The organism is Massilia sp. FBCC-B171, from assembly GCF_059134155.1.
Map to the genome: position 1 here is coordinate 3,415,216 of NZ_CP101443.1, position 12,335 is coordinate 3,427,550.

The 12,335-nt window shown below is 62.2% G+C and carries 9 protein-coding genes and 2 tRNA genes; 3 read left to right on the forward strand and 8 right to left on the reverse strand.

The window, feature by feature from the left end; all coding sequences use genetic code 11:
* The 4 genes from NMB41_RS15435 to NMB41_RS15450 form a co-directional block, all read right to left on the reverse strand.
* Nucleotides 1-1,260: a glycosyltransferase gene (locus NMB41_RS15435; protein WP_494378695.1), complete on the reverse strand. Its 1,260-nt coding sequence runs from the start codon at nucleotides 1,258-1,260 to the stop codon at nucleotides 1-3.
* Nucleotides 1,257-2,591, reverse strand: coding sequence for a lipopolysaccharide biosynthesis protein (locus tag NMB41_RS15440; RefSeq protein ID WP_494378696.1), 1,335 nt, complete (start codon nucleotides 2,589-2,591; stop codon nucleotides 1,257-1,259). The genes NMB41_RS15435 and NMB41_RS15440 overlap by 4 nt, the downstream gene beginning before the upstream one ends.
* A 153-nt stretch (nucleotides 2,592-2,744) precedes the next feature.
* A complete protein-coding gene (locus tag NMB41_RS15445; RefSeq protein WP_494378697.1) occupies nucleotides 2,745-5,033 on the reverse strand; it encodes a polysaccharide biosynthesis tyrosine autokinase in 2,289 nt (762 codons plus the stop codon).
* 16 nt (nucleotides 5,034-5,049) lie between these two features.
* Nucleotides 5,050-6,141, reverse strand: a complete 1,092-nt coding sequence (locus NMB41_RS15450) for a polysaccharide biosynthesis/export family protein (RefSeq protein ID WP_494378698.1) — start codon at nucleotides 6,139-6,141, stop codon at nucleotides 5,050-5,052.
* A gap of 313 nt (nucleotides 6,142-6,454) precedes the next feature.
* On the opposite strand from NMB41_RS15450, the gene NMB41_RS15455 reads away from it, so the two are divergent.
* Complete coding sequence (locus NMB41_RS15455; protein ID WP_494378699.1) at nucleotides 6,455-7,735, forward strand: family 1 glycosylhydrolase; 1,281 nt, start codon at nucleotides 6,455-6,457, stop codon at nucleotides 7,733-7,735.
* Here NMB41_RS15455 and NMB41_RS15460 read toward each other — a convergent pair.
* Nucleotides 7,732-8,697, reverse strand: a complete 966-nt coding sequence (locus tag NMB41_RS15460; protein WP_494378700.1) for an MBL fold metallo-hydrolase — start codon at nucleotides 8,695-8,697, stop codon at nucleotides 7,732-7,734. The genes NMB41_RS15455 and NMB41_RS15460 overlap by 4 nt on opposite strands.
* A gap of 220 nt (nucleotides 8,698-8,917) precedes the next feature.
* On the opposite strand from NMB41_RS15460, the gene NMB41_RS15465 reads away from it, so the two are divergent.
* The gene (locus NMB41_RS15465) at nucleotides 8,918-10,009 is read left to right on the forward strand and encodes a M28 family peptidase (RefSeq protein ID WP_494378701.1); all 1,092 of its coding nucleotides are present in this window, start codon (nucleotides 8,918-8,920) and stop codon (nucleotides 10,007-10,009) included.
* 132 nt (nucleotides 10,010-10,141) lie between these two features.
* Nucleotides 10,142-10,627 (forward strand): Rv1443c family protein, encoded by a 486-nt coding sequence (locus tag NMB41_RS15470; RefSeq protein WP_494378702.1) that lies wholly within the window; start codon nucleotides 10,142-10,144, stop codon nucleotides 10,625-10,627.
* 49 nt (nucleotides 10,628-10,676) lie between these two features.
* Here NMB41_RS15470 and NMB41_RS15475 read toward each other — a convergent pair.
* The 3 genes from NMB41_RS15475 to glmM all read right to left on the reverse strand — a co-directional run bounded on the left by NMB41_RS15475 (nucleotide 10,677) and on the right by glmM (nucleotide 12,306).
* A tRNA-Arg gene (locus tag NMB41_RS15475) sits at nucleotides 10,677-10,753 on the reverse strand.
* A 69-nt stretch (nucleotides 10,754-10,822) separates the two neighbouring features.
* A tRNA-Pro gene (locus NMB41_RS15480) sits at nucleotides 10,823-10,899 on the reverse strand.
* 69 nt (nucleotides 10,900-10,968) lie between these two features.
* Nucleotides 10,969-12,306, reverse strand: a complete 1,338-nt coding sequence (gene glmM / locus NMB41_RS15485; RefSeq protein WP_494378703.1) for a phosphoglucosamine mutase — start codon at nucleotides 12,304-12,306, stop codon at nucleotides 10,969-10,971.
* Nucleotides 12,307-12,335 lie beyond the last annotated feature (29 nt).

Sequence of the window (12,335 nt, forward strand, 5' to 3'; positions counted from 1 at the left end):
TCAGGAACCAGAGGCGATGTCCGCCAGGGATTGGCCGAACCGCGAGTAATTATGGGCGGCGTTATATTTATTCTGCCAAACGGAACGCGCACGAGCCCGGTACGCCGAGGCCGACGCCCTGTCGTAGAAGTGGGCAAGCGCGCCGGCAATGGTGGGGATATCGGCATCGGCCGGAATCAGGATTCCATTGGTCTCGTTGACAATCTCGCGATTTCCGCCAACGTCGGTTGCCACCATCGGAATGCCGACTGAACTAGCCTCCATGAGGCTGACAGGAATCCCTTCGTTCGAGCTCACGTTGACGATTACATCAAATCGTTGTTCCCGGTATAGCTGCATTACCTCCTGCTGCGTGAGGTAGCCCAAGAACACGACTTCGGCGCGACCTTTAAGTTTGGATTTTGCGTACGCCCGCAATTGGTCATACAGTTCGCCATCCCCGATATGGGTCCAACGAATGTCGAGCGCCGGGTCCAGGTCTATCAGATGTGCAATCGCGTCGACAATCAGGTGAAGACGCTTTTCGTCTACGACGAACGAACAGGAGACGAGCGAGAGCACCGCATCTTCCGGCTGCGCGTTCGCGAAACCGGGATCGTCTACGCCCAGCCGCGCTGTGGAGCACTTTCGCGCCACCGTTGGGTGCTCACGTCCCACGTAGGCTGTGCCATGGTCGGAGATGGTATAGACCGCATCGATCCCGGCCAGCACGCCCTGCCGCAAACCCGCGTAGCGGCCACTGCGGCGTTCCTCGTACAAGTCGCCGCCATGGCCGCGAGACACGACTTTGAGCGAGGGCTGGTATACGTCCCGGAAACGAATCGCTCCCATGATTTCCGGGAACATCCAGTAAAAATAGACAAGGTCAATTTCCTTGTTCGCTTTCGCGATCTGCTCGACCAGGAAGCGCTCGAACAGGCACGCGCGGTACAAGGCCCTTCCCAACTCCTTGAGGTTCTCCCAGCGGTGGGCTCCGCGCAGGACCCGCATCGCATCATCGAACCACGCGTATCTCCACAATCCACCCAAAAAAGCGCTGAACAGGGTAAAGCTTCGCCGTGTGCCCCAACGTGCATTTGCATACCCCAAATTCACTGGCAGCGCTGTCGGTCGCGGCACAGTGTCCGGCACGTAATAGGTCGGCACCAGTTCGACATGGTCGAAACACTGGGCGACGTATTCGAGTTCGGCTCTGACGAAAGCTTCGTTTCGGCCGTAAGGATAGGAGGTGGTCACCAACAGCATGCGTTTGAGTTTCATTGATTGGTCTCCACAGAAGGCATCGGCGCGTCGCTGACGTTTGCCCGTTTCGTCGCCATGATTTTCCTGAACATGACCACGGTAAAAAGGGATGTACTCGAAAACGCCACGGTCGACGCGAGCGCCGCACCGATGGTTCCCAAGACCGGCATTGCGAGCAATGCGCAGATGACATTGATCGCCAAGCACAGGACAGCGCCTTGAATGTTTACTTTCTGGCATCCCATCCCGGCAAGCGCGTTCGACAGGATGCTCATGTAACTCCAGGCGACTATCCCCGGGAGCAAAATGATGAAGGGGGCAACGCTGTGTTCGAAGTCCTTTCCGAACGCGAGGGGAAGCGCAAACGGGGCGATCGCGCTCGCCACCAGCGCGCCGGCGAACGTTACCTGCCCCACCAATTTCGCTATCCTCTTGACCATCGCCTCCAGGGCGGCTGGCGACTTGCTGTTTGCTGCCGACTCGGGATAGACGATCGACGAAGCGGCTCCGGAGAACAGCCACAGCATCTCCGCCAGTTGCACTGCAAGCGCGTAATGCCCTGTCGGGCTGGCACCGAGCATGAAACTGACAAGGTATAAAGTGAGCCTGTAATTGAGGAAGGTGATGACGTTGCTAAGATGGGAGCGCAGGCCGAACGAGATCGCATCGCGCAATTGGTACTGGCCGGAGGTGGCCAAGCCATTCTTGACCAGCCGCGATTCGCTCATCAAGCAAAGCGTCAGCTGACCCATGAGGTGCGCCGTGATGACGGCCGCTACGCTGACGGTCCCGGTCGCACCCAATACTGCCACTGTGGAAAAAAATACGAGCGGGTGGACCAGCAAGGTTTTGTTATAGGCCCGGTAGTCGCGCTGCCCTCGGATCATCGATGCCGACCAATTGGCCAGCAATAGCAGCGGGAACAGCAGGCTGGCATACAAGGCGAGGTTCTTGTCAATGCCGGGCAAATAATTGGATATCTGTTGTTTGCTACATGCCGCCACGACCATCGCAACGACGGTCCATAGCAGAACCGCGAGTACCCAGTTCGCGATACGCATTCGCCGCGGATTACCGATACCGGAACTCAGGTGGTACACATGGCTCGCACCCACACCGAGGTTGAGAAATGCGTACAGCGCCTGCGGCAGCAGCAGCGCCGTGGCCAGGATCCCATTGCCGGCGGGCCCCAGGGCGCGTGCGGTAATGGCCATCGCTGCCAGGGTCAAACCACCGGACAGAATTTGGCGGGCCACAGTCGTGCCGATGGTTGCAGACAGGTTCAAACGCGAATCTGGGGATCGCCCTAATGAAAAGGCGGCAAAAAGACTTTTCATCGTTGTTTTCATCGTTGGCTGGCGGCTTGCACGCGACACGGCTTGTTCGATTATGAAAGGCTGGCAGTTCAACTTCATTGACAAAACGCAGCGGCCCGAGCGTGACCGCATGGGTGACGGCCGCCTGAAGCCCGCAGCAGCACCGAGCCGCGCGCCAGCCAGGCGCTAGGCCGTGTACTCCAGGTGGGCGGCCACGTCGTCGCTGTATTGAAGGCGCGCGGACCCGAGACGCAAGGCCATGCCGTTGAACAGCACCCCCTGCGGCGCGATACCGGTGTGATTGAGGTGCTTGATCGATTCGTTGATTTCCGATTCGGTGGTAACCCCTGCGCGGGTGATGATGAATACAGCGCCGGCGTGGGTGCCGATGATGAGCGCGTCGGCCGAGGACAGGATGGGTGGCGAATTGACCAGCACCACGTCGTAATGTGGACTGATCGATTCGAGCAGCGCACTGAAGTTCAAGTGCACGAGGAAGTCGGAGCGGTTCGGCGGGAGTGGTCCGGTCGGGATGAAGTCCAGGTTGTCGAGCACGCTGCGGTGGATGATTTGTTCAGCCTCGATTTCGCCATTGATCGCCTTCGACAGGCCCTGCTCACGGCCCACCCCGAAATAGCGGTGCAGCTGGCCATTTCGGAAGTCGGCGTCCAGCAGCAGAACGCGTTTTCCGCTCAAGGCCATCACGGCGGCGAAGTTGGCCGCGACGAAGGACTTGCCCAACCCGCGGGTCGGCCCCGCCAGCATGACGACGTTATTCTTAAAGTGCGGCATCGCGAACTGCAGCGCCGAGCGGAAACCGCGCAGGCTTTCGATAGCCGGGTCTTCGGGCATGATCTGGGCCAGCAGCGGCAGCGGTCCGCGTTCCCCCTTGACCCTGCGCGTCAGTTTCTCCTGGGTGACACTGTGCGGGATGGTCGCGTACACCACGCGCGCACCCAGCAGACGTTCCACCTGCTGCGGGGCGTCGATACCGCCCGACAGTCCCTTGCGTGCGAACGCGATGGCGCCGCCCAGCACCATGCCGATGATGACCGCAAGCCCGACGATCACCGGGCGGTTGGGTCGAACCGGCTTTTCAGGCGCCATTGGCGCGTCGATCAAGCGCACGTTGCTGACGCGTCCGACTGAAATGAGGCGCAACTGCTGCGCCGTGTTGGACAAGGCCGTGTACAGGTCGGTATTGACCTTGATGTCACGCGTGAGCCGCGCTTCATCCTGCTCGAGCACCGGCAAGGTCTTGATGCGTGCTGCGATCTGATCGATCTCGGTGTCGACTTCCTTGCGCTGGCGGTTGATCGCGGCGACGATCGGGTGGTCTTCGGTAAAGCGTGCGAGCAACTCGGTTTTTTTCTGCAGCAGCTCCATCCGGCGCGCTCTCGCTGCGGTCGCCTGCGCCAGGCTCATCCTCCCTTCCTCACGCAGGTCGACAGTGCCGTGTAGATTACGGAACTGGTTGTAACGGTCCTCGGACTGTTCGAGCTGGCGTTTCAGGATCGGCAACTGCTTGTTGAGGAAGGCGAGCGACTTTTCTGCCTCCTCTGTCTTGCGCGCCAAGTTCTGGCGCATGTATTCACGGCCGATTTCACTGAGCAAGGCATTGATGCGCTTGGCATTCTCGCCCCGCAGCTTGACCTCGATCACGCCTGACTGCTTGCCCTGCTCGGAGATGACCATGGCCGTCTGGATCTCCTGGATCGTGCCCAGGCGTGACTTGCGCTTGAGCCGAAAGCGCGCGCCGGGGTTGGCATACAAACGGTCGACCTTGATTTCCATGGTGCCGTCGGGCGTCGGTACGCGGTAGCGCTGCCCCACCGTGCCGTCGAAGGCGAGGCGCTTGCCGCCGCCGGAAAAGTGGTAGCGGTTGATCCCGCGCGCGGTGATCGCGAACTCGAGATTGAGCCAGCTTTCGGGTACGTCGAAGACCGTGACCTCGGCCTTCTCGGCCGCCCAGACATAGCCGCCATAGCCCAACAGTCCGGGGTTCGACAGCGCGCCGTTGTTCTGGTTCGCGAACCAGAAGCCGACCACCGGGAAGTACTTCGGCTGGACCTCGATGTAGAGCTGCAGGTTGTCGACCGCCTGCGACACGACCATGCGCGAGCGCAGCAGCTCCATCTCCGCAATGGCGGCTTTCTTGGTTTCGAACAGCGAGGATGCTTCGCTCAGGATGTTCTTGGAGGCATTCGGACTTTCTTCCTCGACGTGGATCATCAGGTTCGCTTCGTAGACAGGTTTGGCCACGAGCGCGTACAGCACTGCGATCAGGGTAATCAGCGCGGTAATCCCGCCGATCAGCCAGCGATTGTCGTACAGGGTGTTGAAATGCCCTTTCAGGTCGGCCGCCGGCTCGTCGGCGGCGGCGCTCAGGGTGGGCCGCGGATCGACGGGAATGCTCAGGATCGACGGACTATGCGACGCATGGGCCATCGGAAGGTGGTCGGTTGGTTTGGTCATGGGTTGTCTCCGATGCTCACGGACGGTTGGTGACGCCGACCGCGGAGGTGAGCGCACCAGGGAATAGCAGGCTGAGATGACGGTTCCAGTTCGCCAGTGGCGAAGCGGCGACGTAGACCACGTCTTTCGGGCGCAGCTCGAAGGTCTCGGCCATGGCAAGCGAGCCGGTCAACCGGGCGTCGAGCTGAAACACGCGCGTGCGTTCGGGTGTCTTGCGTACGACATAGATCTGCCGCGCGTCGCCGCTCAGCGGGCTGATGCCGCCGGTCTCGCCGAGGGCTTCGTTCAAGGTCAGCCGGCCGTTGTGCATCGTCAGGGCCTTCGGCGTGACGACTTCGCCCGAGACGAAGACCTTGCTTTCGTCGCGCGAGTGCACGCGCACGACATCGCCCGGGGCCAGCATGATGTTGCCCGGGTTGATACCTTTCTGGACCAGGTCGCGCAGGTTGATGCTGTAGCGCGCATCGCCCCGTTCGAGCGCGATGCGGCTCTGGTCGGCCGAGGCCAGCAGCCCGCCGGCGCGGTTCAGCGCTTCGACCAGGGTCATCGGGATGTCGTTGATCGCCTGCAGGCCGGGCTGCTTGACTTCGCCATCGATGTAGACCCGCTTGCTGCGATAGGACTGGACGCGCAAGGTGATGTTCGGGTTGGCGATGTAGCGTGCAAGCTTGCTCGTCAACAGCGCGCGCGCCGCCTCTTCGGTCAGCCCCTCGACCGGCAGCAGGCCTGCGAACGGGAACTGGATCCGGCCCTGATAATCCACCACGAAACCCGGCTGCGCCGCGTTCCCGCTGCCGCTGGCGTTGGTGCCGTTGGCGTCGGCTGCGGCCGTGGCCGCGGTCATGCCGCCGCCCGCCAGTTCCGGGTGGTCCCAGACCACGATCGACAAGACGTCGCCGCGCCCGATCGCATAAGGCGGCGGGTTCGGCACCATGAGGCCGGACAGGTCCTGTTCGCCCCGCTGGACGCTGGCCTGCTTCTCGGCCGCGATCAGTTGTTCCGTGATCATTTCGGTCGGCGGTGGCGGCTCGGCCTTGCCCTGGTTGTCCTGTGCGCGGAACTGCAAGCCGGTGGCGCAGCCGGCCAGGATGAATGCAGCGAGTGACATAGTTGTCACTGAAACTAAGCGCCAACGCAAAATTTCTGTTGGAAAATTCATGATCTTGCCCGTGGAATGGACTGCCGTTCTATGGCTGACTAACTCAGCGTACGGTGTCCGTCACCAGCGGCTTTGCCGCAAATCAAACGGCTGACTCAGACAGCTCGGTCACAGGCGGATCGGGCGGCCGGCATGCCGGCGGCAAGCCCGATATTGTTGAGGTGACAGCAAAGAGCTTGGCGACCGGGCGCGTGCGCACGCTAGCAATTGGCGTCGCGGTGGACAATACTGGTAGATCCCTGATACCGACGGAGGCAGCCGTATGCACGCAGGTTTCATATTCGCGACCGGGATCGAGAACAGCAACCCGACCGTCGACGGCGGTCGCCTGCGCATGGACGAGCTCGAGAAATGCGGCCACTACACCCACTGGAAGCTCGACTTCGACCTGGTGCAGGAACTCGGCCTGCACGTGCTGCGCTATGGCCCTCCCCTGCACCGCACCTTCCTCGGCCCGAACCGTTACGATTGGGAATTCGCCGATCTCGCTTTTGCCGACCTGCAGCGACGCGACATCGCCCCGATCGTCGACCTGTGCCACTTCGGCGTGCCCGACTGGATCGGAAATTTCCAGAACCCGGATTTCCCGGAACTGTTCGCCGACTACGCCGCCGCCTTTGCCCGGCGCTATCCCTGGGTGCAGATGTACACGCCGATCAACGAAATGTGGATCTGCGCGGTTTTCTCTACCCTGTACGGCTGGTGGAACGAGCAGCTGCGCACGGACGCCGCATTCGTGACGGCGATCAAGCACCTGGTCAAGGCAAATATCCTGGCCATGCATGCGATCCTCAAGGTGCGGCCGGATGCGCTCTTCATCCAGAGCGAATCGACCGAATACTTCCATGCCGAGTCGCCTGACGCGATAGCATGGGCCGAAAGGAATAATGCACGGCGCTTCCTCGCGCTCGACCTCAACTACGGCCGGCGCGTCGATTCGGACATGTATGAATACTTGCTCGACAACGGCATGCGGCGCGAGGAATACCACTTCTTCCTGAAGCACAATCTCAAGCACCACTGCATCATGGGGAACGATTACTACCAGACCAATGAGCATTACGTTTCGGCCGACGGCATGACGCGTTCAGCCGGCGAGATCTACGGCTACGCCGTCATCACCCACCAGTACTACAACCGCTACCGGCTGCCGGTGATGCATACCGAAACCAACCTGTGCCAGGGGGCGCGCGGCGACGAGGCGGTGTACTGGTTGAAGAAGGAATGGGCGAACGTGCTACGAGTGCGCAACAACGGCGTGCCGCTGATCGGCTTTACCTGGTATTCGCTGACGGACCAGGTGGACTGGGACAGCGCGCTACGGGTCAACAACGGCAACGTGAACGCGCTCGGCCTGTTCGACCTCGAGCGCAAGATCCGTCCGGTCGGCGTCGCCTACCGGGAGCTGGTGCGGGCCTGGGAAGCCGTGCTGCCGACCAAGAGCATCTGCCTGCAGGTGCCGATTGTCATGCCACACGAATTTGGCGGCGAAATTACCTCGGTCGATCCGGAGTCGCCGGTCAGCGGCGCCATCGAGGGTTAAGGCTTGCGCGGCGTGAAGCTATAGGTGTCGCCATGCGCCAGGTAGACGACGCTGTCGTCCAGCCCCGCCGCCTTGACCTCGCGCGCGAACTCGGCCAGTGGCGACTTGAAGACATCGTAGTCGTTGTAATGGATGGGGATCGTCTTTTTCGCTTTGACGATCTGCATCATCCGGGCGCCGTCCTTGCCGTCCATCGTCACCTTGACCATGCCCATGAGGCGCGTGCCGCCAAGGTGCAGCAGGGCCAGGTCGATGCCGGGGAAATGTTGCGGAATGCTGCGGATGGCGTCATAGACCAGGGTATCGCCGCTGATGTACATGCGGTAGTCAGGCGTATCGGCATTCGCGCCGAAATCGAGCACACTGCCCATTACGGTCGGCAGCAGCACCGAGACGCCGGCGGCGCCATGCCGCCCCGGCGTCGCCGTAACGCGCACGCGGGTGTCGCCCTTGGTCACTTCGAGCCGATCCCAATCGGAGAGCGCGAAGCGCTGCTGAAAGCCCAGGCGCTTGAGTGCTTCGCTCGCTTCGCGCGTGGAGACGATCGGCGTATTGCGGTTCAGGCGCTCCTGCACCAGCTTGTCGAAATGGTCGTCGTGCATGTGCGACAGGATCACCAGGTCGATCGGTGGCAGCTTGTCGAATTCGATCGCCGGGTTGGTCTGGCGCTGGGCGCTCAAGCCGTAGCCGAGGTGCACCTGCTCACCCTTGCGCAGGAAGTTCGGATCGGTCAGGATGGTCAGGCCCTGGTAGCGGATCAGGACGGTGGCGGTGCCGATGAACTGGACGGTGCCCGTTTGCTCGCCGGCACTGGCCGGGTCGCCGGCGGGCAGCCTGAGCATGAAGGTGTCCCCCTGCGGCACGGCGACCGGCGGCTGGGTTTCCGCCAGGGCCGAACCGGCGCACCACATTCCGAACGCGGCAAGCAAAGCGGCAGACCCCAGCAGACGATGAACACGCATACACACTCCATAAATGGCCAAGCCCGCCAGGCGCGGGTCGATATCCTTGAGACGTTAACATAAAGACTACCTCAAGCCGCGTTCGTTTCCAGACAGACAACATGCCCGCGGGACGGGCCATCGATCGAATCGACAAGTTGGTTCCCGAGCGAAAGGTGCGGCGCTATACTTGAGCGGTTTTGCTACTTCATCAACTACCCAACGCTCACGCGACCTGCCCATGTCCCTGTCCACCCGCCTGCCCCCCCGCGTCCTTCCCGCCCTGCTCGGCCTGTCGCTGGCCCTGCCGTTCGCGGCCGGCGCTGCCCCCGTCCCCTTCGAAGCCGCACCGGTGCTCGAGCGCATCTCGGCCGCATCGATGCGCGGCAACCTGTCCTTCCTGGCTTCGGACGCGCTCGAAGGCCGCGGCACGCCCTCGCGCGGGCTCGACATCGCTGCCGAATTCATCGCTTCGCAGTTCCTCGCAGCCGGCCTCGAGCCGCTTGGCGACGACGGCTATTTCCAGACCGCCGACTGGAACCTGATCGATCCGAAACGCGCCAAGAACCCGCCGGCAGCGGACGCGGCGCCTGTCAAGGTGCGCAACGTGGCCGGCATCCTGCGCGGCTCGGACCCGGTCCTGAAGGACAGCTATATCCTCGTGACGGCGCACTACGACCACGTCGGCCTCAAGCCCGGCCAAGGCGACGGCATCTTCAACGGCGCCAACGACGACGGCAGCGGCACGGTGTCGGTGATCGAGCTGGCCAAGGCCTTCAGCGCAAACAAGACGCGCCCGAAACGCAGTATCGTCTTCATGACCGTGTTTGGCGAGGAGCATGGCCTGGTCGGTTCGCGCTACTACGGCGCCCATCCGCTGGTGCCGATTGCCAAGACGATTGCGGGCATCAACCTGGAGCAGGTCGGGCGCACCGACGACAACGAAGGCGCCCAGGTACGCGCCGTCGGCGTTACCGGATTCGACTTCTCGGACGTCGGCAATATCCTGAAGGCGGCGGGCGACGACACCGGCATCCGTGTCTGGAAGCACCCCGTCAACAGCGACAAGTATTTTGCGCACAGCGACAACCAGGCCCTGGCCGACCAGGGCATCCCCTCGCACACGGTCAGCGTGGCCTACGCCTTCCCCGATTACCATGGCGCGGGCGACCACTGGGACAAGATCGATTACGAGAACATGGCGGCGGTCGACCGCGCCGTTGCGCTGGCGATCTGGAAGATTGCGAATGGCAGCGAGACGCCGAAATGGAACAAGCAAAACCCGAAGGCGGGCAAGTATCTCGGCATCTGGCAGGAACGCAACGCAAAATAAGCCTGGCGCGGGACGTCTTTACAGCGTCCCGCCGCTGCACGATTCATCGAGAAATGTGGCCGAACTGCGAACTGGCTAACGGACTGATGTAACAATCGGTTCGAAAATAGGGCCATGAACAGCGGAGGCCAGATGGCAACGATACGACACACATTCACGACGACCGTCCCTGCCTCCCCCGAGGAAGTATGGACCTGGTCGACTTCGATCAAGGGCATCAAGGCCGAAATGTGGCCCGTCCTGAAGATCACTTTCCCAAAAGGCATGACCCACATCGGCGAGGACACGACCCTCGACAAGCCGCTGTGCCGCTGCCAGTTCCTGTTGCTCGGCCTGTTCCCGATCGACATGTCCAAGCTGACCTTCGTCGAGCTCGACCCGGGGCGGCGTTTCGTCGAGCAATCGCCGCTGTTGTCGATGCGTTCCTGGCGCCATGAGCGCATCGTGACCCCGACGGCGGGCGGCACGCTGGTGACCGACAACCTGACCTTCAGGCCGCGGGTGGCGGGTCCCCTGGTGGGTTGGTTCGTGAAGCTGTTTTTCGAGCACCGGCATGCCGTGCTGGCAAAGGCGTTTGCGCAGAAAGCATCGCGTCCCGCACCGGGGCCTGCGCTCTGAACACAAGCAGGGGCAATCGCCCCTGATAAACATCAGAATGGAATTTCACTGGCCTGCCCAGCAGGAATCGAACCTGCGACCCTCAGCTTAGAAGGCTGATGCTCTATCCAACTGAGCTATGGGCAGAGAAAGCAACGAAGAATATCGTTGCAGAAATGAAAACGGGCCGTCGAGGACGGCCCGTTTGTAATACCTTGGTCGGAGTACAAGGATTCGAACCTTGGACCCCCTGGTCCCAAACCAGGTGCGCTACCGGGCTGCGCTACACTCCGAATGACTTCATTTTACTATCCCGCAGGTGCCGCGTCAATGCGAGCACCTGCTGGCCATGCATTTAGTGCTCAGGCTGCAAGCTTGTCGGCAATGCGGCGCGCCATGCTGTTGGCCATTTCCGCATTCTTCGCTTCCACCATCACGCGAATCAGGGGCTCGGTGCCCGAGGCGCGGATCAGCACGCGGCCGCTGTCGCCCAGCTCGCGCTCGACCGCTTCCTTTTCGGCGACCATGCCCGCATCCTTGGTCCAGTCGAAACCTGGCGCCACGCGCTTGTTGATCAGCGTCTGCGGATACAGCTGCAGCTCGCTGCAGCAGGCTTCGAGCGACTTGCCGCTGCGGCGCAGCGCCGACAGGACTTGCAGCGAGGAGACGATGCCGTCGCCTGTGGTGTGCTTGTCCAGGGCCAGCAGGTGGCCGGAGCCCTCCCCGCCCAGGATCCAGCCACGTTCCTGCATGACTTCCAGCACGTAGCGGTCGCCCACCTTGGCGCGCGCGAAGCCGATACCCAGTTCCTTGAACGCCACTTCCAGCGCCATGTTCGTCATCAGGGTGCCAACGGCGCCCGCCACCTGGCCGGTCGACATGCGGTCGCGCACCATCAGGTAGAGCAGCTCGTCGCCGTTGTAGACCCGTCCGGTTGCATCGACCATGATCAGGCGGTCGGCGTCGCCGTCGAGCGCGATGCCGAGGTCGGCCTTGTTCTCGACCACGGCGGCGGACAGCGCTTTGGGCGCGGTGGCGCCAAAGCCGGCGTTGATGTTGAAGCCGTCCGGCGAGGCGCCGATCGAGATCACTTCGGCGCCCAGCTCATGGAACACGTGCGGGGCGATGTTGTAGGCGGCGCCGTGGGCGCTGTCGACGACGATCTTCATGCCGCGCAGGTCGAGTTCGTTCGGGAAGGTGCTCTTGCAAAATTCGATGTAGCGCCCTTGCGCGTCGCGCAGGCGAGTGGCGCGGCCGAGCTTGTCCGAGGACACGCAGGCCATCGGCTGGTCGAGTCCTTCTTCGATTTCCAGTTCGACGCTGTCGGGCAGCTTGGTGCCGTGCGCCGAGAAGAACTTGATGCCGTTGTCCTGGAAAGGATTGTGCGAGGCCGAGATCACGACGCCGGCCTGCAGGCGCAGCGCGCGCGTCAGGTAGGCGATCGCCGGGGTCGGCATCGGGCCGGCCAGCATGACGTCGACGCCGGCGGCGGAAAAGCCCGCCTCGAGCGCCGCTTCGAGCATGTAGCCGGAAATGCGGGTGTCCTTGCCGATCAACACCGTCGGACGGGTGGCCGTGACGTTGCCCTTGGCCAGCACCATGCCGGCTGCATAGCCGAGGCGCATGACGAAGTCAGGCGTGATGGGTGCGACGCCGACTTGACCACGAATACCATCCGTACCGAAATATTTGCGTGCCATGCTTCTTCTCTTTTTGTAAATTGATTCTG

Bases quoted from the DNA above. Each gene is read 5' to 3' on its own strand.
- NMB41_RS15435 (WP_494378695.1), bottom strand. From the start codon at position 1,260: ATGAAACTCAAACGCATGCTGTTGGTGACCACCTCCTATCCTTACGGC.
- NMB41_RS15440 (WP_494378696.1), bottom strand. From the start codon at position 2,591: ATGAAAACAACGATGAAAAGTCTTTTTGCCGCCTTTTCATTAGGGCGA.
- NMB41_RS15445 (WP_494378697.1), bottom strand. From the start codon at position 5,033: ATGACCAAACCAACCGACCACCTTCCGATGGCCCATGCGTCGCATAGT.
- NMB41_RS15450 (WP_494378698.1), bottom strand. From the start codon at position 6,141: ATGTCACTCGCTGCATTCATCCTGGCCGGCTGCGCCACCGGCTTGCAG.
- NMB41_RS15455 (WP_494378699.1), top strand. From the start codon at position 6,455: ATGCACGCAGGTTTCATATTCGCGACCGGGATCGAGAACAGCAACCCG.
- NMB41_RS15460 (WP_494378700.1), bottom strand. From the start codon at position 8,697: ATGCGTGTTCATCGTCTGCTGGGGTCTGCCGCTTTGCTTGCCGCGTTC.
- NMB41_RS15465 (WP_494378701.1), top strand. From the start codon at position 8,918: ATGTCCCTGTCCACCCGCCTGCCCCCCCGCGTCCTTCCCGCCCTGCTC.
- NMB41_RS15470 (WP_494378702.1), top strand. From the start codon at position 10,142: ATGGCAACGATACGACACACATTCACGACGACCGTCCCTGCCTCCCCC.
- glmM (WP_494378703.1), bottom strand. From the start codon at position 12,306: ATGGCACGCAAATATTTCGGTACGGATGGTATTCGTGGTCAAGTCGGC.